This is a genomic window from Bacillus sp. FSL K6-1284, assembly GCF_038002625.1.
In the GTDB taxonomy this organism is placed as follows: Bacteria; Bacillota; Bacilli; order Bacillales; family Bacillaceae; genus Bacillus; species Bacillus paralicheniformis.
Window position 1 is genome coordinate 3,390,086 of the sequence record NZ_JBBOCW010000001.1, and the last position, 17,490, is coordinate 3,407,575.

A 17,490-nucleotide genomic window follows, 5' to 3' on the forward strand; every position below is an offset into this window, starting at 1 on the left:
GCATTTTTTTATTGAACTGCGCCGGTCTTCTGGACAAAACGTTTCATTCTGACGAGCGCTTCCTGAAGCTGCTCAAGCGAGGAAGCGTAAGAACATCTGATATAGCCTTCGCCGCTCGGCCCGAAAACATTGCCCGGGACGACGGCGACTTTTTCTGCGATAAGAAGCTCCTCAGCAAACTGTTCTGAGCTCATACCCGTTTTTTTAACGGACGGAAACGCGTAAAAAGCGCCCCCCGGCTGATGGCAGTCAAGCCCGATTTCGTTCAGTGAATCCACAAACACATTCCTTCGGCGGCGATAGCTTTTTTTCATCTTTTCGACGTCTTCGAGACCGTTTTTAAGGGCTTCCTCCGCCGCAAATTGAGCCATGCTCGGCGCGCACATCATCGAGTACTGGTGAATTTTCAGCATAGGGTCCCTTAAATATGCAGGAGCTGCGACATATCCAAGGCGCCAGCCTGTCATGGCAAACCCTTTCGAAAAACCCGATATCAATATCGTCCGCTTTTTCATTCCGGCGATTTCCGCAAAGCTTGTATACGTTTCATCGTATGTCAGCTCGGCGTATATTTCATCCGCTATTACAATCAGGTCATGCTGTTCAGCAAAAGCCGCGATCTCTTCCAGTTCTTTTTTTGAATACACAGAGCCTGTCGGATTAGACGGGGTGCAAAGGATAATGGCCTTCGTACGTTCAGTCAGAACGGCTTCAAAATCGGCTGCGCTCGCTTTAAATCCGCTTTCTGCGTTCGTGTGAATGTGAACCGCTTTTCCCCCCGCCAAAGAAACAAGCGCTTCATAAGCGACAAAACAAGGCTCGGGAATCAGCACTTCTTCTCCGGGATCAAGGATCGCCCTGACCGCAATATCAAGCGCCTGGCTTGCTCCGACTGTGACAATCAGCTCGTCATCAGGAGCATAATCCAGATGAAAGCGTTTATTCAGATAAGCGCTGATCTCTTTCCGCAAAGAAAGAAGACCCGCGTTTGCCGTATATGACGTGTAGCCCTGTTCAAGGGAAAGGATGCTCGCTTCCCTGACATTCCACGCCGTTACAAAATCGGGCTCTCCGACGCCCAATGAAATCACGCCTTCCATTGTGGACGCAAGATCAAAAAATTTGCGGATGCCCGACGGTTTGATTTGCTGGGCTGCTTTAGAAATATAAGTTGTCCTCATTTAAGGAGACACCACGATTCTTTTGTCATCATCACCGGAGTCAAAAACTTTACCGTCATGCTTGTATTTCTTTAAAATAAAGTGGGTGGTTGTCGACACGACCGATTCGAGCGTCGATAATTTTTCGGACACGAAATGCGAAATATCCGACATCGTTCTACCGCGGATGACAACAGACAGATCATATACGCCTGACATCAAGTAAACGGATTCAACTTCCTGAAAACGATAAATCCGCTCGGCCACTTCGTCAAATCCGACGCCGCGCTTCGGTGTTACCTTCACATCGATCATCGCTGTCACGCCTTCATGGCCGTCGACTTTTCGCCAGTCGATCATTGCCGAATAATCGATGATGACCTTTTCTTTTTCAAGCTTTTCGATAATCGCTTTTGTTTCTTCCTGTGAAATGTTCGCCATTTTAGCAATGGTTTCAGGTTCGAGGCGGCTGTTTTCCTCTAATATTTCCAATATTTCTGTTTCTTTTTCTGTTAGCTTCATCTCGTTATCACACCTTTATATGTCAAGAAATCTTCTGAATATTATAGCACGTTTTTGAACGAATGTAAGGCGGTAAAAAAAGCGAAATCAAAGCGTGAAAAAATTTTTTTCGGGTACGATAAATAACGTACTCAGGACTTAGGCGACAACATGCAGCCAGATTGTTTGAACATGAAAGAAAAACATTCGGAGTGATTTGGATCATGCTGTTAACAAAACCTTCTATTGAAACCATTCAAGGGGTCAATATATATTATGAGCATTACGAGAATCCGGGCAGGCAATCGCTCGTTTTAATACACGGCTTTCTTTCTTCCTCGTTTTGCTACAGAAAAATCATTCCTCTTCTGAAGGATGAGTTTAATTTAGTCGCCGTTGACCTGCCTCCCTTCGGCCAATCAGAAAAATCCAGCACCTTTGTGTATACCTATCAAAACATGGCCAGGGTGGTCATCGAACTGATCGAAAGGCTTAAGATTAGAGACGCCGTGCTTGTCGGACATTCGATGGGCGGCCAGATTTCACTTTATGCGATAAAGGAAAGGCCTGAACTGTTCAAAAAAGTCGTCCTGCTGTGCAGCTCAGGCTATTTAAAGCGTTCCCCCCGCCCGCTCATTTTCGGGAGCCATATTCCTTATTTTTATTTGTACATCAAGCGCTGGCTGTCAAAACAAGGCGTCCTGAAAAATCTCATGAATGTTGTCTACGACAGCTCTCTGATCGATCAGGAGATGATCAATGGCTACCTGAAACCGTTTCTTGACGATCAAATTTTTAGGGCGCTCGCGCGTCTCATCAGACACCGGGAAGGCGATTTATTACCGGACGATTTGAAGAAAATCGAGACGCCTTCCCTCTTAATCTGGGGCGAAGAGGACCGCGTTGTCCCTGTACAGATCGGCAAAAGGCTTCATCAGGATTTGCCCAATTCCATTTTCTATTCCCTGCGGGAAACCGGCCACCTCGTCCCTGAAGAAAATCCGGATTATGTATCAGACAAAATTGCCGATTTCATTTTGACATGAATATAAAAAAACCGCCGTTTGGCGGTTTTTAAATTCTGATCAGCACGAACTGCTGTCTTTGATCACAAGGAGCCGTTCAGCCAGCTGTTTGCATTCTGCCAGCGGCAGCGTCTGATCAAATGATACTTCAAAAACGGACTGGATAGCTTCGCCCAGCCGCTCTGCGTCGTTTTCCGTGTAGACGGCCTGAACAATCTCGGCCGCTTCCGTTTCATAAAAATCGGGTCCGGCTTGAAACGGATCCCATTCCTTTATGATGTGGATGATTTGTGCTGCTGCCTGACTTTCTTTCATCATGATCACCGCTTCATTGTAATGTTTCAAAAGCTATTGTATCATAACGCGCCGGCTTGTCGATAAGGAAAGCACCAGGCTATCGGCCGGCTTGTCTCCGCTTCCTCCGCCAGGCGATCAGCAGCAGCCCGATGCCGTTGACGAGAATCAATCCGAACACGGTATTTCCGAGGGGCGCCCAGCCGTTTTCCCCCGTCAGCATCACTGACAGCACAACCTTGCCGATCAGCGTCACATTCAATACCGCAAGTCCCCACCCTAAGGAGCGCTTCCAAAATGCCGCGCCAATCAACACGAGAAACCCCATCATAAAAGCGAGCGTGAGCACGGCAGAAAGCGGGTTGGACAAAAGCATCTGCTCGTAATCCAAAACAGCCTGCATCTCCGGATTGATCCGCTCGGGGACGGGAAACCAAAACATGCTGCTCGTCATCAGCAAAAAAGTAACGATGACGCCTTTCCAAGTCCGCCTATAGCAAAAATACGCAAGCGCCACGAGAAAGACCGGGCGAATATACCAGCTCATAGGGTTGAGATGACGCTGAAAAGCCCACTCAAGCGTGCTGCTCCATTCCATCGGATGCCACTCCCTTTATTTTATAAAAGCTTTCATGGTTAAAACATTGCAATCTATCCTTATCACAGTTAATGTATAACATATGAAAAAGACATGAGGTGAGATCATGGATTTTAATACAGAACATAACAGACGCGGGACCCAGTCTGTGAAGTGGGACTTAACACAGGAATTATTCGGTGTAGATGACGCGCTTCCAATGTGGGTGGCTGATATGGATTTCCGCGCCCCCCAGCCCATTATCGACGCTCTTCAGCAGCGCTTGGAGCACGGGGTTTTCGGCTATACATCTGCAAGCGCGGGCACGAACGAAGCTGTCACCGATTGGCTCAGCCGCCGGCACGGATGGAATACTGAACCGGGGTTTATCACTTTCAGCCCGGGCATTGTAACAGCGCTAGCCCAAGCGGTGCAGGCGTACACAGAGCCCGGCGAGCGGGTGGTCGTACAGCCGCCTGTATATACGCCGTTCTTTGATATTGTTGAAAAAAACGGACGGGTTGTGTTACACAATCCATTAATCGAAAAAGACGGCCGCTATGAAATGGATTTTTCCGACCTTGAAAAAAAGCTTGGGGAACCGGATGTGAAGATGTTCATTCTTTGCAATCCGCACAATCCTTCCGGACGTTCATGGTCGAAAGAAGAGCTGACAACGGTGGGCGAACTCTGCCTTAAACACGGTGTCACAGTTGTTTCCGACGAAATCCATTCAGACCTGATGCTGAACGGACTGAACCATACGCCGTTCGCCTCTTTATCTCCGGAATTCGCGGATATTTCGATCACATGTATTGCACCGAGCAAAACGTTTAACTTGGCCGGGTTGCAGGCCTCAGCCATCATCATACCCGACAAGGCGAAGAGAACCGCCTTTGCAAAAGTTATGCAGCGTCAGGGACTGCATTCTTTAAATACATTTGCAGTTGCAGCAATCGAAGCGGCCTATTCAAAAGGCGAACCGTGGCTCGATCAGCTTATCCCTTACATCGAACGAAATATGGAAGAAGTCCGCCGCTTTTTAGCAGAGGAGCTGCCCGAGGTCCGCATGATGGAGCCAGACGCCTCTTACTTGGCATGGCTTGACTGCCGCAAGCTCGGATTGACGGATCAGGACATCAAACGGCTTCTCCTTCATAAAGGAAAGCTGATTCTGGAGCCGGGACCAAAGTACGGACCGGGCGGAGAAGGATTCGTCAGAATGAATGTCGGATGTTCGCTCTCTGTTGTAAAAGACGGGCTCAGACGTCTGAAGACCGCTTTTTCATAAGCGTTCCGGCTGAAAAACGGGCGCTTCTAAGAGCGCTTGTGGATGGTTTCATTCAATTCTCTTTCCAGCTTTTCCGCTTTTTCAGCTTCTTTTTTGGAATGTTTAATGATCAGCCGGAATACAACAATTGCGATGATAAAGAAAACGGCCAGCGTAATAAAAGAAGGGATATATTCTCTTTTGTCTTCAGGAAAATAGAGCATAAACTGAATCAGAAACGGCGCCATTTTTCTTCCTCCCTGAAATGATTTTTTTACCATTTATTTATTATGATACCATTAGGAGGCAGATGCAGTGAACAACCAATTTCAAGTCGGCGATCGTGTAAAGGGCTTTTATAAGACAGGCGTCTACATCGGCGAAATTACGGATGTTAAACCGATGCACTACCTTGTCAAAATCCTCGCCGTGCTGACCCACCCGAAGCAAGGCGATCTTCACCATCCCAACAAGGCAGACGTCCCTTTTTTTCATGAACGAAAAGCGCTCGCTTTCGGTGAACAGACAAATATCCCGCATCGTATGGTGAAGCCGTTCGATGAAGCTGTACCGGATTATGCGGATTCGCTCCGCTCAGCTTTAAACCGTTTAAAAACGGATCTGCAAAACGATTCGTCCGAATACGCGGCAAAATCGCTTGAACTTATTCATGCGCTTGAAAATGAATATTTCCCGCACAAATAACCCAATCTGTTCGCCAGATTGGGTTATTTATGTGGCGTGCGGAAAAACTTTTGAAAGATCAACCCGTTCGCCGATCGTCGTCGGTTTCGGATTTTCCAAATACTTCTTATCCCGTTCTACGAGCCGAAACAGCTTATACGTTGTCATCGCGTCGTCTAGCGCTTTATGCTGTTTTCCCGTTCCTGAATCGCCGTACTCTTCCGCTGCTTTCCACAAATTCGTCAATGTTTTGTCACCAAAGAATTCCTTGTACTCCATGGAAAGATCCCTCATCTCTCCTTTAAACGGAAACGGAACATGGTTGAACATGCAATTTTGCTTCAGCACTTTCATATCCATGTTTCCCCATGTAATGATGGCGCTGTTTTGGTCAGGATCAAGCTCCCGCAGCTTTTCAATCAACGCGTTAAACGTGATGCCTTGGTCAACCTGTTCCTGCGTAATGCTGAGAAATTTTTTGCAGCGCCTCGTTAATTTAGGGAACTTCTTCGGCTTAATATAGCTTGAAAATGTCTCAACCACCTCATCATGAACCGCCTTTACAATCCCTGCTTCTATGATTTCCGGGAAAAAATTTTGCGGGTGATACTTTCCCTCAGGCATTGTAAATTCAAAATCAATAATCAGTAAGGTGCTCGCTTCCAACTTTCACACCTGCCTTTCTATCTCAATATAAAAAACTTATGGATGTAGCGCAGCGGATTGAAATCGTCCAAGCCTAAAGCCTTCTGAATGTTTTCCAAAGTACGTTCATATTTCTCTTATTATATCATTATATTTCTATATTTAAGGTTTTAATTTCTGAAAATGTTGAAAATTCCTTCAAATACCCAATTTTCATTTTTTCAATGAGCAGCGATTCCATACAGCTTCCACATTTCATTTATAATGAAGGAAATTCAAACTTTTTAAGAAGGTGATTCGCATCTCTGTTTATAAGAAAAACCTTGTGATCATGTGGTTCGTGAATTTTTTCGTGGCCGCAAGCTCTACAATGGTTCTGCCGTTTCTTTCCCTCTATATCGAAACGCTCGGCAGCTATTCGGACGGATTTACGGCAAAATGGAGCGGATACGTTTTCGGCGTCACATTTTTGATGGCCTTTTTGGTTTCTCCTTTTTGGGGAAGGTTCGGAGATAAACACGGCTATAAAAAAATCCTCTTGATCACGGGCACCGGCATCGGCACTTGCATTCTTCTCATGTCCCTTGTCTCTTCCGTATACGAACTGTTTTTTTTGAGAATGGCGATGGGGCTCGTAACCGGGTTCATTCCCACTTCCCTTGCCATGATTTCGGCTCAGACGCCGAAAAAAACGGCTGGCAAAGTGCTCGGCACGCTGCAGATGGGCACGGTCTCAGGAGGGTTATTCGGCCCCTTGCTCGGCGGTCTGCTCGCCGATCGCGTCGGTTTTACATATACGTTTTTCATTACGGCATTTGCCATTTACAGCGCCGTTTTCCTCGTGTTTATCGGAGTGCGTGAACGTCCTTTGAAGGCGAAGCGCGATGCCTCCGCCGGGTATACGAGAAAGCAGGTGCTGAAGACGATTCTGCACCAGCGCCCGCTGATTACGGCGATGATCCTCACCGCTGTGATTCAAGTGGGAAACTTCAGTGTTCAGCCGCTGCTCGCCTTATATGTCAGCGAGCTGCACGGAACTGACAATCTCGCATTTTTCTCAGGGCTGGCTTTTTCTGCAACCGGCCTTGGAAGCCTTCTCGCCGCGAGAAAATGGGGCGTCTTAGGCGATCGGTTCGGCCATGGAAAAATATTGATGATTCTCGCGCTGGCTGCCGCGGTTTGCGTTATCCCGCAAGGACTTACATCTCAGTATGAAATGCTTGTGTTCTTCCGCTTTCTGTTCGGAATCGCGCTTGGCGGGATGATTCCCTGCATCACCGCCTTAATCCGAGTTGAATCTCCGGGGCCTATTCAAGGGGAAGTGCTTGGCTATAATGTAAGTTTCAGATTTTTGGGCAATGTCATCGGCCCGGTGCTCGGCGGCGTTCTTTCCAGCTTTTTCGGAATTTCTTCCGCTTTTTACGCAACTGCCGTCCTCTTTTTCGGCGGAGCATGCCTTCTGATATTCCAAAGGTCCCAGCAAAAAAAATCAGAGGCAAAAGCAAGCTGAAATCGGATAAAAAACTGCCAATCTATCAAATTATCCTTCTCGATATCAAAAAAGAATGGTACGATATGGCTAGAATTTAGCGAAAAGAGAGTGACAAAGTTGCGTTCATTTTTTGGATGGATTGTTCTGTTAATGTTAATTCCTATATTTGTCTTTACCTTAATGGCCTCCGGCCGGGAAGCTCAGGATATGAAGCCTCTCGATCAGGTGCTCGATGAGAAGATCAATATAAAAGATATCGGCCTTGTACAAAACAGCTACATGTATGACAGGGACGGCGCCCTGATTTCAGAAATTGTTTCAGATCACCAAAACCGGGTATTTGTCCCCTATAAAAATATCCCTGATCATGTGAAGCAGCTGTTTCTCACTTCAGAGGATCGGCATTTCTTTCAGCATAAAGGCTTTGATTTTATCGGAATGGCCCGGGCCGCAGCAGCCAATGTCAAAAAAGGCGGCATTGATCAGGGTGCCAGCACGATTACACAGCAGCTTTCGAGAAACTTGTATTTGAACCATGAACGAACCTTCGACCGCAAGTTCACAGAGCTCCTGTATTCCTATCAGCTGGAAAAAAAGCTTTCAAAAGAAGAAATTTTTGAGAAATATTTAAACACGATCTATTTTAATCATGGGGTCTACGGAATTGGATCCGCGTCTTCTTTCTATTTCAGCAAGCCTTTGAAATCTCTCAACCTTGCCGAAACGGCGTTTATTTGCGCGATCCCTAATAACCCTACATTATATGATCCTTTGAAACATTTTGACTACACAAAAACCCGCCAAAAGCGGCTGCTTGAAGGGCTGAAAAAAGCGGGCGTGATCACTGAAAAAGAATACAGCAAAGCCGTAAAGCAAAAAATTACGCTTCATGTAAAAGAAAAGAAAGACGCTTATCCCGACTATACGACTTATGTCAACGAGGAATTCACCAAATTGGTGTCTGCTTCGGAAGGGTTTGACGAACGGCTGAAAAAGGCAAAAACAAAAGAAGAAAAGAAAAAAATCGAAAAAGAGCTGTCTAACCGCATCAGCTCCCTCACGACGAGCGGGATCAAAATTTATACGGCGCTCGATACCGGGATGCAAAACCGGGTCGTCCAGCAAGTGAATAATCGCCTCCCTTATGAAGGCGTACAAGGCGGAGCGGTGGTGATCAACCACCAAACCCATCAAATCGTCGCCATGTCCGGCGGGAAAAACTATAAAAAGTATGATTACAACCTGGCATTCCAGGCATACAGGCAGCCGGGATCATCGATTAAACCGCTCCTTGACTACGGGCCGTACATTGAAGAAACGGGTGCGACGGCAGGCAGCATGATTGACGCAAGCAAATTTTGCAGCAAAGAATACTGTCCGAACAACTTCAACGAAAGAACATACGGAACCGTGTCGATCAAGACAGCCTTTAAAAATTCGTATAATACACCGGCCGTACGAATGCTGAACCGGGTCGGCGTGCAAAAAGGATTCAGCTATTTAAAACCGTTCGGATTTGATAAAATCGTTCAAAATGACTACCGTCTTCCTGCTGCACTGGGCGGATTTACATGGGGCTTCTCACCGCTGGAGATGGCCGATGCCTATACGACTTTCGGCAATAACGGCAGCTATACATCCAGCCATGCCATCACAAAGGTGACGGACTTAAAAGGCAAAACGCTTTACAAATGGAAAGACAAACCGCAGCAAGTATTCAGCATGCGGACAAACAACCAAATGCGTCAGCTCTTATCAGCGGTTGTCAAAGAAGGAACCGGGAAAAAAGCGAATTTCAGCGGCGGATATGTAGGAGGCAAAACCGGAACATCCAACGGGTACAGAGACCTTTGGTTTGTCGGATTGACGGATACGTACACAATGAGTGTATGGGTCGGAAAAGAGGCAAAAGGCAATGTCGAGTATCTGCATCACGCGGGACCTCAACTTTTAATCTGGAGAGGAACGCTTGCATACGCATCTTAAATCAAAAAAGGGGTGGCTGAAAGTGGCTGATATGCCTGAGCGAATCGTTCTGTTTGACGGCGTGTGCAACTTTTGCGACGGAGCCGTTCAATTCATCATCAAGCATGATCCAGAAGGCTTATTTTCATTCGCTTCCCTGCAATCTGATGCCGGGGGGAAGCTGCTCAAGCAATATCAGCTCCCCTCCGATCATTTTGACAGCTTTATTTTGATCGAAAACGGACGGGTATATCAGAAATCAACCGCGGCCTTGCATGTGGTGAAAAGCCTTCCTGGTCTTTGGCGGGCCGCTTCCGCCCTCTTGATCATTCCCAGACCGCTACGGGACGCCATCTACAGCGTGATTGCGAAAAACCGTTACAAATGGTTTGGGCAAAAAAGCGAGTGCACCATTCCCGGTCCTGAGATCAGAAAACGATTTTTGTCATAAAAAAACCGGAGCCGCCGGACAAACGTCCGCGCTCCGGTTTTTTGCATGGCTCAAACGGGCAGGCTCGCCATGACGCTGTTATATAGCTTGATGACGATATACACCGTGCCGATTAAAAACGTAAACCAAAACAGCAGCTCAAACATAATAAAGCCGATTAATGACATAAATGAAAGCGTGCTGTGGATCGCATAAACGATAAAAATTAAATATACGAGTGTTGCGAGTAAAAAAAGCGCTGCAATTCCAGCGGCATATTGGACAAAAATAAAGGATAAAAGGCTTGCTCCCAGATACACGGCAGAACCGACCCTGATTTTCCTCAGGTTCGCTCCTTCAGGATCTTTGGCGAAAAATAAGAGGGCAAGCTCTGTCACTGTATTGGCAATCAGCTTCAAAGCGGAAAATACCATGAAAAAAATCAGCGTAAACACAGCAAACAAAGCCATCCGGATGCCGCTCTCAGAGAAAAATTCGAGCATTCCTTTGTAAATGCCGAGAGAAGACAGTATCCCCATGGCATAGATAACGGAAGAAATCGCAAGAGATGAACTGAAAAGAAGAATTGCGATAAAAGGAAAAAAGCCTGTTACATACGTATTTTTCATAAAAAAAGTCCCTTTCTGATATGTTCCTCATTCATTATGTACGACTTAGGACCTGTTGACAAGAATATTTTCCATATTTTTAATTTCTGCTGTTCGCGGCAGAAAGGGGCAGGATTCTTCACAAATTCGCCATTTACTTGTAAAGTATTATGTGTTGACTAATCAATAGATCGCGAGGAATCGCCGTTGAAAAAAACATTAAAACTGCAGACACGATTAACGATATTTGTCTGCGTCGTCGTTTTGATTTCTTTATTGATCGCGTTTTTTATGGTCGGGTCCGAGACCGCAAGGAACATTCGGGAGCAGGAGCAGCAGATTGCCCTGCAGACGGCGGAGATGGTCGCCGAAGCTCCGATTACGGCGCAATCGCTGGAAAGCGGCGAATACGATGAGCTCCGAACATACACCGCCCGCGTTCAAAAAATCACCGAGACTGAATTCGTCGTTGTCATGGATATGAACAGCATCCGTAAAACCCACCCGGATCCGAATAAAATCGGAAAGAAATTTGCCGGCGGGGACGAAAAAGAAGTGCTGAAGGGCCGCCGCCACATTAGTACGGCAAAAGGCACGCTCGGTGAATCACTGAGGGCTTTTGTTCCCATCTATAATAAAACGGGCAGCCAGGTCGGAGCGGTAGCGGTCGGAATCACCCTTAACGAGATTGAGCAGATCACCCAGCAAAATCTCCGCCCTTTATATACGGTTATCGTCCTCAGCATCTTCGCCGGAATCATCGGAGCTGTCATCGTGGCGAGGAAAGTAAAAACGATTATGTTCGGTATGGAACCGTATGAAATTGCAACGCTTTTGAATGAACGAAGCGCGATGCTTGAGTCGACAAAAGAAGGGATACTCGCCGTTGACCGAACAGGAAAAATCAAGCTCGCCAACGCGGAAGCGAAGCGCCTGTTTCATAAAATGGGGATCGAAGAGAATCCGATCGACCGGGATGTCACCGACATCTTGCCAAACAACCGCCTGAAACAAGTGATCGATACTCAGAAGCCCGTTCTGGACCGCGACGTTAGAATCAACGGGCTAGAACTTGTCTTTAATGAAGTTCCGATCCACTTAAAAAAGGGAAACATCGTCGGAGCGATTGCCACATTCCGCGACAAAACCGAAGTGAAGCACTTAGCTGAGCAGCTGTCCGGTGTTAAAATGTACGCAAACGCGCTCAGGGCGCAGTCGCACGAGTTTATGAACAAGCTCCACGTGATTCTCGGTCTCGTTCAATTAAAGAACTACGACGAGCTTGGAAACTATATAAAAGACATTGCGATCTATCAGCAGTCTGAAGCGAGCGAAATTATCAACCATATTAAAAACTCGGTGCTCGCCGGCTTTTTGCTCGGCAAGCAGAGCTATATCCGGGAACAGGGGGCCTCGCTGGAGGTTCATTGCAGCACGAGGATTCCGGATACAGCCAACACAGCGGTGATACACGATTTAATCACCGTTATCGGGAACCTTCTCAACAATGCCCTGGATGCCGTTTCCGCAACTGATAAGAAAAATATCTCGATTTCATTCCGCCACCATGACGGACAGCTTGATATTGAAGTCACGGATACGGGAGTCGGCATATCCAAGGAGGAACAGCAGAAAATGTTTGATCAAGGCTTTTCAACAAAGGGCTCCAACCGGGGGTTCGGGCTTTATTTCGTCGAACAAAGCCTTGAAAATTTAAATGGACATATCATCGTGACAAGCGAAAAGAATGAAGGAACGACATTCAGTCTCCGCATTCCGTATGAACCAAAGGAGGATGACCATGATTGATGTATTAATTGTTGAAGATGACCCGATGGTAAGAGAGCTGAATAAACGTTACCTCAGCCAGGTAGAGGGATTTCAGCTGAAGGGAATTGCCGCTTCTTTTCAAGAGGCTCTCACCTTCCTCCGGGAAGAGCACATCGATCTGATCCTGCTCGATATTTATATGCCGGGCAGGAACGGCGTCGAGCTGCTCACTGAGATCAGACGCCAGAATCAAGCTGTCGACGTGATCGTCATCTCAGCGGCCAGTGAAATGGATGTTGTTCAAAAAACGCTGCGGTACGGGGCTGTCGATTACTTAATCAAGCCGTTCGAATTTGAGCGGTTTCAAAGCGCCCTAACCGATTACAAACGGAAGCAGCAGCTTTATGCAAGCAACCGGAATATCAGCCAAAAAGAGCTGGATTTCGAACTTTTTCAAAAAAAACGCGCGCCCGAAAAGATGCATTTGCCAAAAGGGCTGACCAAAAGCACGCTGAATCTCATTTGGTCAAGCATCAGATCGTTTGACAGCTTGACGTTCACAACAGAAGATTTGGCCAATCACACGGAAATCTCTCAAGTTTCAATTCGCAAATACTTGAAGTTTCTGGAGGAAATCGAAGTTCTCAACGTAGAAATGGCCTACGGCACGATCGGCAGACCGGTTTTCCAATATAAATTAAATACAAATGACTTGAACGTGATTAACCAATATCTATAACATGTCCCCTCCCCGCCCGCTGCTTCCTAAAGACAGCGGGCGTTTTTTTGTGACGGTCACGCTTGACTTCTCGCATGCCGCCGTTACCGGACAAGGATTTATCGCGCTCGCTGCGCTTAGGGTTCGACCCGATCGAATCCGCTCTGTTCTTCGGCTTCGCTCAAAGCTATCAACAGCATCGGGTCCACGCTTCCTTCTTCAAAGAAATACCAAGCGTCTGATGCTGATTTCGCCTTGCGTTTGACGATTCCCGCGCTGGCCTGATTTATCGGCTTATATTAAAGGAAAACGCGAACCGAACGATAGAATAAGAGAGCGTCTGCTCTCTTATTCATTTTTTTGTTACCTTAACAAAATATAAATTTTTTTGACGCCGCCAGTGTCTTTACCACTTTTATGGTATGATGAAAAAGTCTGGTTATCAATCATTTCAGGAATTTTATTGCAGACAGGAAGCAAATCGTATACAATTTAATATTGTTTAATTTCTATATAAAACGTTTTTATTTAAAGGATGCGAAAACATTGAATAAATCAGTCATACCTTCTTTAATTACGATTGGAAACTTTGTTTCGGGCATCTCTTCAATATTGCTTGCATTCAGAGGGTATTTATTCTTAGCCATTATATTTGTTCTGATCGGCGCTATCTTGGACAGCCTTGACGGCATGGCCGCGCGCAGATTAAATGCCGTCAGCCCGTTTGGAAAAGAATTGGATTCTTTGTCTGATATTATCACTTTCGGAGTCGCCCCGGCCATCATCACCTATTCAATCGTTTTTTATGATGCACCGATCTTAGGCCTTCCTTCGACATTGTTATTCCCTGTTTGCGGAGCGCTTCGGCTGGCGCGATTTAATATTCAATCAGAGAACCAGGATTATTTTACAGGCCTTCCGATCACCGCAGCCGGAACAATTCTGGTTTGCTTAAACCTTTTATCAGAGATCCTTGGCAAAAAGCCGTACATTTTGATTATGCTGTTCCTGTCCTTTCTCATGGTCAGCAAAATCAAAGTCATCAGCCTGAAGGGGAAAAAACTATTGAAGAAAGTGAGCTAGTTTTTCATGGAGTTGGCAAAAGAATTGATTTCCCAATACGGGTATTTTGCGATATTCGGGATGCTTGTTCTCGGAATTGTAGGCCTGCCGATACCCGATGAAGTCATGATGACATTTGTCGGTTATCTGTCTTCTATTCATCTATTAAACTATGAGCTGTCTCTTTTGATCAGCTTTTCAGGTGCGGTATCAGGGATGCTCATCAGTTACTTTCTAGGGAAGAAAATCGGTAAACCGCTGCTCGATAAGTTCGGGAAATGGATCGGTCTGACGCCGAAAAGACTGGACACCGTGCACCGCTGGTTTGAAAAATACGGCCCGTGGACGATTCTTTTCGGCTACTTTGTTCCCGGAATCCGCCATGTGACATGCTATCTGTCCGGCATGAATGAGATGGACATGAAAAGGTTCCTGATTTATGCCGGATCAGGGGCTTTTATTTGGTGTCTCGTTTTTATTACGATCGGATACACAATCGGCGTGATTTAAATACCGCTTGCATCCCGTGTGATCAGTAAAGGAGTGAACAGCTTGAAAAAGCGGCTTTACCGGTTTTTGATCGAGTTGACGAATAAAAAGGGCGTGTCCCGGATGCTGAAAAAGTTTGCTCAGTCAAAGCTCAGCAAACCTCTCATCCCCTCCTATATCAAAACCTTTCATATCAATACAGAAGAGATGCTGGAAGATGTCCGCTCTTTTAACAGCCTGCACGAGCTGTTCATCAGAAAATTAAAGAGCGGTGCACGCCCCCTTCCCGCTGAACCAAACAGCCTGGTCAGCCCTGTGGACGGAGTCATCGAAGAAATGGGCGCCATCACGCGCGACAAGCAATTTACCGTCAAACAAAAGCTCTATTCCGTAGAAGAAATGATCGGGCGATCCGAGATCGTGAACCGCTATATCGGTGGAAACTATATCATCATCTATTTAAGCCCGAGGGACTACCACAGAATTCACAGCCCGGCTGACGGTACACTTGAAACGCAATATTCGCTGGGAAGCGCGTCTTACCCCGTGAATCAAATCGGTTTGACCTACGGGAAATCGCCGCTGACAAAAAACTACCGGATGATTTCCGAATTTAAGCATCAATATGGGTCCGCCCTGCTTGTGAAGGTCGGGGCGATGTATATTAACTCGATCGTGATGCTCGAGGAGTCAAAAGAATGGCGTCAAGGCGACGAAATCGCATATTTCTCTTTCGGCTCGACCGTTATCCTGCTGTTTGAAAAGGATACCTTTATTCCTGATGAGCGCCTTCACCCCTCTCTTCAAGTGAAAATGGGAGAGGCGTTAGGATCTCTTGCCAAAAGAAAATCATAATGCAAAGCCCCCGAAAACAGCTTCGGGGGTTTTTTAAATTGCTGCTTTAAAAAAGCTTTCTCCCCGGACAGGGAATTCCCTTTTTTACCTGGATACGACTCCCTAATAAACCAAAAGACCTATAAATTGATCAAAATCAAGCAGATTCCTCCTCTTTTCCCGCTCTTTTTCGCTTTAATTTAATTATCAATCGATTATTTTAATTTAAAAAACGCACAGAATTGACACTTTTCTTCTACAATTGAACACATACAAACATGGGGGTGTTTTTGATGGAAGCAGCAAAAGATTTGAAACCGATTACAAATCACGGTCATAAAGAAAATAAAAATTTTTTCCAGAAGTTGATCAATTGGAAAATCGGCGTGATTCCGTTTCCGCTATACATTGCGCTTGCGCTGATTATTTTTCTGGCAGCTTACTATAACGAATTGCCGAATGACATGCTTGGCGGTTTCGCGATCATTATGATTCTCGGTATTATTCTCGGGGATGTTGGACAGCGCATTCCGATTTTAAAAGATATCGGCGGACCTGCCATTCTCTCGCTGTTTGTTCCTTCGTTTTTAGTCTTTTTCAAAGTGCTTAACCCCGCATCTATGGAAGCGGTTACGACTTTGATGAAAACGTCGAATTTTCTGTATTTTTACATCGCATGTTTAGTCGCGGGAAGTATTTTAGGAATGCATCGCACAGTTCTGATTCAAGGTTTTATGAGAATGTTCGTTCCGTTGTTGGCCGGGACGGTCGCAGCGGTTGCCGCCGGTATTCTCGTCGGTCTGTTGTTTGGCTACAGCCCTTATGAAGCTTTCTTCTTTATTATTGTACCGATTATTGCCGGAGGCATCGGCGAAGGAATCCTGCCGCTGTCACTCGCTTACTCGCAAATTTTGGGACAATCCACAGATGTATTTGTTTCACAGCTCATTCCGGCCGCTATTATCGGAAACGTCGTTGCCATCATCTCAGCCGGACTGATGAAAAAGCTTGGCGAAAAGCGGCCTGAGCTGAATGGTAACGGCAGGCTCGTCAAATCGAAAAAAGACGATGAAATTTTCAACCAAAAAGAAGAGGAGCCGAAAATCGATTTGAAATTAATGGGTGCCGGCGTTTTAATCGCATGTTCCTTCTTCATTTTCGGCGGTTTGGTCTCCAAGTTCATCGCAATTCCGGGAGCGATCCTGATGATCATCGCGGCGGCTGCCGTAAAATATGCAAAGCTTCTGCCTGCAAGCATGGAAAAAGGCGCACACCAGCTTTACAAATTCATGTCATCAAGCTTCACTTGGCCGCTGATGGTCGGGCTCGGCATTCTTTACATCCCGCTTGATGATGTGGCGTCCGTTATTTCCCTGCGCTTCATCGCCGTCTGCGCTTCAGTCGTCATTGCCATGGTGACATCAGGCTACTTTGTCGGCAAATTAATGAACATGTACCCTGTTGAATCAGCGATTGTCACCGGCTGTCACAGCGGTCTCGGCGGTACGGGGGACGTGGCTATTCTTTCGGCTTCAGGCCGGATGGGGCTGATGCCGTTTGCGCAAATCTCAACGCGTCTCGGCGGGGCAGCAACCGTCATTATGGCGACCGTTTTACTAAGGTTCTTCACCTCGTAAGGGCCGCATAAAAAAACAAAAAGGAGTCTGATCTATACGATCGGATTCCTTTTTTGTTTTCAGCGTTTCTCAACTCTGATATATTCTCTCGGTTTAAAGGGAGCTCTTTCTTTTCCCGTTAAGGACTGATCTTCCGCTCCCGTCTGAAGCGGCGTATAATCCCCGTGATATTGAGGGCCTTCGTCCGTTCCTATCCCCGGAGTCTGTTCACGCGTCATTTCCCTGTTGATCATAAACGCTCCCGCAAAAAGCGAACAAAATAAACTTAAGCTGATAAAAGCTTTCCTTCTCATCTTTCATCACCTCAAATTCATCTTGTTCAAAAAAAC

Annotated in this window: 20 protein-coding genes; 12 read left to right on the top strand and 8 right to left on the bottom strand. The window is 46.2% G+C overall.

Going from position 1 to position 17,490, the window contains the following annotated elements:
• Window positions 1-8 precede the first annotated feature (8 nt).
• Both MHB72_RS17395 and MHB72_RS17400 read right to left on the bottom strand, forming a co-directional pair.
• Entirely contained in the window at window positions 9-1,181 is a 1,173-nt protein-coding gene (locus tag MHB72_RS17395; RefSeq protein WP_216919635.1) for an aminotransferase, read from the bottom strand.
• Window positions 1,182-1,682 (bottom strand): Lrp/AsnC family transcriptional regulator, encoded by a 501-nt coding sequence (locus MHB72_RS17400; RefSeq protein ID WP_003184796.1) that lies wholly within the window; start codon window positions 1,680-1,682, stop codon window positions 1,182-1,184.
• Between the two features lie 203 nt (window positions 1,683-1,885).
• Here MHB72_RS17400 and MHB72_RS17405 point away from each other — a divergent pair, with 203 nt between their 5' ends.
• Window positions 1,886-2,707 (top strand): alpha/beta fold hydrolase, encoded by an 822-nt coding sequence (locus tag MHB72_RS17405; protein ID WP_216919633.1) that lies wholly within the window; start codon window positions 1,886-1,888, stop codon window positions 2,705-2,707.
• Window positions 2,708-2,746: 39 nt separating this feature from the next.
• Here MHB72_RS17405 and MHB72_RS17410 read toward each other — a convergent pair whose 3' ends face one another.
• Both MHB72_RS17410 and MHB72_RS17415 read right to left on the bottom strand, forming a co-directional pair.
• Window positions 2,747-3,001 carry a DUF1871 family protein gene (locus tag MHB72_RS17410; protein ID WP_216919696.1) on the bottom strand — a complete coding sequence of 85 codons (255 nt, stop codon included), beginning with the start codon at window positions 2,999-3,001 and terminating at the stop codon, window positions 2,747-2,749.
• Window positions 3,002-3,080: 79 nt separating this feature from the next.
• Complete coding sequence (locus MHB72_RS17415) at window positions 3,081-3,578, bottom strand: hypothetical protein (protein WP_216919631.1); 498 nt, start codon at window positions 3,576-3,578, stop codon at window positions 3,081-3,083.
• A 106-nt stretch (window positions 3,579-3,684) separates the two neighbouring features.
• Between MHB72_RS17415 and MHB72_RS17420 the strand changes: the two genes are divergently transcribed.
• Entirely contained in the window at window positions 3,685-4,848 is a 1,164-nt protein-coding gene (locus MHB72_RS17420; RefSeq protein ID WP_128823067.1) for a MalY/PatB family protein, read from the top strand.
• Window positions 4,849-4,874: 26 nt separating this feature from the next.
• Here the strand turns inward: MHB72_RS17420 and MHB72_RS17425 are convergent, their stop codons facing one another.
• Window positions 4,875-5,075, bottom strand: a complete 201-nt coding sequence (locus MHB72_RS17425) for a hypothetical protein (RefSeq protein WP_020452772.1) — start codon at window positions 5,073-5,075, stop codon at window positions 4,875-4,877.
• Between the two features lie 67 nt (window positions 5,076-5,142).
• Here MHB72_RS17425 and MHB72_RS17430 point away from each other — a divergent pair, with 67 nt between their 5' ends.
• Complete coding sequence (locus MHB72_RS17430) at window positions 5,143-5,532, top strand: kinase-associated lipoprotein B (protein ID WP_023856140.1); 390 nt, start codon at window positions 5,143-5,145, stop codon at window positions 5,530-5,532.
• A gap of 27 nt (window positions 5,533-5,559) precedes the next feature.
• On the opposite strand, the gene kapD is transcribed toward MHB72_RS17430, so the two are convergent.
• Window positions 5,560-6,177, bottom strand: coding sequence for a 3'-5' exonuclease KapD (gene kapD, locus MHB72_RS17435; protein WP_023856141.1), 618 nt, complete (start codon window positions 6,175-6,177; stop codon window positions 5,560-5,562).
• Window positions 6,178-6,487: 310 nt separating this feature from the next.
• Between kapD and MHB72_RS17440 the strand changes: the two genes are divergently transcribed.
• The 3 genes from MHB72_RS17440 to MHB72_RS17450 all read left to right on the top strand — a co-directional run bounded on the left by MHB72_RS17440 (window position 6,488) and on the right by MHB72_RS17450 (window position 10,064).
• Entirely contained in the window at window positions 6,488-7,666 is a 1,179-nt protein-coding gene (locus tag MHB72_RS17440) for an MFS transporter (RefSeq protein ID WP_216919694.1), read from the top strand.
• 132 nt (window positions 7,667-7,798) lie between these two features.
• Window positions 7,799-9,634: a transglycosylase domain-containing protein gene (locus MHB72_RS17445; RefSeq protein WP_254121914.1), complete on the top strand. Its 1,836-nt coding sequence runs from the start codon at window positions 7,799-7,801 to the stop codon at window positions 9,632-9,634.
• A 31-nt stretch (window positions 9,635-9,665) separates the two neighbouring features.
• Entirely contained in the window at window positions 9,666-10,064 is a 399-nt protein-coding gene (locus tag MHB72_RS17450; RefSeq protein WP_033155026.1) for a thiol-disulfide oxidoreductase DCC family protein, read from the top strand.
• 50 nt (window positions 10,065-10,114) lie between these two features.
• Here the strand turns inward: MHB72_RS17450 and MHB72_RS17455 are convergent, their stop codons facing one another.
• Window positions 10,115-10,672 carry a YufK family protein gene (locus MHB72_RS17455; protein WP_020452777.1) on the bottom strand — a complete coding sequence of 186 codons (558 nt, stop codon included), beginning with the start codon at window positions 10,670-10,672 and terminating at the stop codon, window positions 10,115-10,117.
• A 186-nt stretch (window positions 10,673-10,858) separates the two neighbouring features.
• Here MHB72_RS17455 and malK point away from each other — a divergent pair, with 186 nt between their 5' ends.
• The 6 genes from malK (at window position 10,859) to MHB72_RS17485 (ending at window position 17,161) form a co-directional block, all read left to right on the top strand.
• Window positions 10,859-12,460, top strand: coding sequence for a malate sensor histidine kinase MalK (malK, locus tag MHB72_RS17460; RefSeq protein WP_023856146.1), 1,602 nt, complete (start codon window positions 10,859-10,861; stop codon window positions 12,458-12,460).
• The gene (locus MHB72_RS17465; RefSeq protein ID WP_020452779.1) at window positions 12,453-13,160 is read left to right on the top strand and encodes a response regulator; all 708 of its coding nucleotides are present in this window, start codon (window positions 12,453-12,455) and stop codon (window positions 13,158-13,160) included. The genes malK and MHB72_RS17465 overlap by 8 nt, the downstream gene beginning before the upstream one ends.
• A 525-nt stretch (window positions 13,161-13,685) precedes the next feature.
• Window positions 13,686-14,222: a CDP-diacylglycerol--serine O-phosphatidyltransferase gene (gene pssA / locus MHB72_RS17470; protein WP_020452780.1), complete on the top strand. Its 537-nt coding sequence runs from the start codon at window positions 13,686-13,688 to the stop codon at window positions 14,220-14,222.
• Between the two features lie 6 nt (window positions 14,223-14,228).
• Window positions 14,229-14,711 (top strand): DedA family protein, encoded by a 483-nt coding sequence (locus MHB72_RS17475; RefSeq protein ID WP_020452781.1) that lies wholly within the window; start codon window positions 14,229-14,231, stop codon window positions 14,709-14,711.
• Between the two features lie 42 nt (window positions 14,712-14,753).
• Window positions 14,754-15,545, top strand: a complete 792-nt coding sequence (locus MHB72_RS17480) for a phosphatidylserine decarboxylase (RefSeq protein WP_216919627.1) — start codon at window positions 14,754-14,756, stop codon at window positions 15,543-15,545.
• A 272-nt stretch (window positions 15,546-15,817) separates the two neighbouring features.
• On the top strand, window positions 15,818-17,161 hold the full coding sequence (locus MHB72_RS17485) for a 2-hydroxycarboxylate transporter family protein (RefSeq protein ID WP_023856149.1): 1,344 nt from the start codon (window positions 15,818-15,820) through the stop codon (window positions 17,159-17,161).
• A gap of 59 nt (window positions 17,162-17,220) precedes the next feature.
• Here the strand turns inward: MHB72_RS17485 and MHB72_RS17490 are convergent, their stop codons facing one another.
• Window positions 17,221-17,454, bottom strand: a complete 234-nt coding sequence (locus tag MHB72_RS17490) for a hypothetical protein (RefSeq protein WP_023856150.1) — start codon at window positions 17,452-17,454, stop codon at window positions 17,221-17,223.
• Window positions 17,455-17,490 lie beyond the last annotated feature (36 nt).

Excerpts from the sequence above, each read along its gene's own strand:
- MHB72_RS17420 (WP_128823067.1), top strand. The coding sequence starts at position 3,685 with ATGGATTTTAATACAGAACATAACAGACGCGGGACCCAGTCTGTGAAG.
- MHB72_RS17465 (WP_020452779.1), top strand. The coding sequence starts at position 12,453 with ATGATTGATGTATTAATTGTTGAAGATGACCCGATGGTAAGAGAGCTG.
- MHB72_RS17485 (WP_023856149.1), top strand. The coding sequence starts at position 15,818 with ATGGAAGCAGCAAAAGATTTGAAACCGATTACAAATCACGGTCATAAA.
- MHB72_RS17400 (WP_003184796.1), bottom strand. The coding sequence starts at position 1,682 with ATGAAGCTAACAGAAAAAGAAACAGAAATATTGGAAATATTAGAGGAA.
- MHB72_RS17425 (WP_020452772.1), bottom strand. The coding sequence starts at position 5,075 with ATGGCGCCGTTTCTGATTCAGTTTATGCTCTATTTTCCTGAAGACAAA.
- MHB72_RS17440 (WP_216919694.1), top strand. The coding sequence starts at position 6,488 with ATGTGGTTCGTGAATTTTTTCGTGGCCGCAAGCTCTACAATGGTTCTG.
- MHB72_RS17450 (WP_033155026.1), top strand. The coding sequence starts at position 9,666 with ATGCCTGAGCGAATCGTTCTGTTTGACGGCGTGTGCAACTTTTGCGAC.
- MHB72_RS17410 (WP_216919696.1), bottom strand. The coding sequence starts at position 3,001 with ATGAAAGAAAGTCAGGCAGCAGCACAAATCATCCACATCATAAAGGAA.
- MHB72_RS17415 (WP_216919631.1), bottom strand. The coding sequence starts at position 3,578 with ATGGAATGGAGCAGCACGCTTGAGTGGGCTTTTCAGCGTCATCTCAAC.
- MHB72_RS17405 (WP_216919633.1), top strand. The coding sequence starts at position 1,886 with ATGCTGTTAACAAAACCTTCTATTGAAACCATTCAAGGGGTCAATATA.
- MHB72_RS17395 (WP_216919635.1), bottom strand. The coding sequence starts at position 1,181 with ATGAGGACAACTTATATTTCTAAAGCAGCCCAGCAAATCAAACCGTCG.
- MHB72_RS17445 (WP_254121914.1), top strand. The coding sequence starts at position 7,799 with ATGTTAATTCCTATATTTGTCTTTACCTTAATGGCCTCCGGCCGGGAA.
- MHB72_RS17455 (WP_020452777.1), bottom strand. The coding sequence starts at position 10,672 with ATGAAAAATACGTATGTAACAGGCTTTTTTCCTTTTATCGCAATTCTT.
- MHB72_RS17475 (WP_020452781.1), top strand. The coding sequence starts at position 14,229 with ATGGAGTTGGCAAAAGAATTGATTTCCCAATACGGGTATTTTGCGATA.
- MHB72_RS17490 (WP_023856150.1), bottom strand. The coding sequence starts at position 17,454 with ATGAGAAGGAAAGCTTTTATCAGCTTAAGTTTATTTTGTTCGCTTTTT.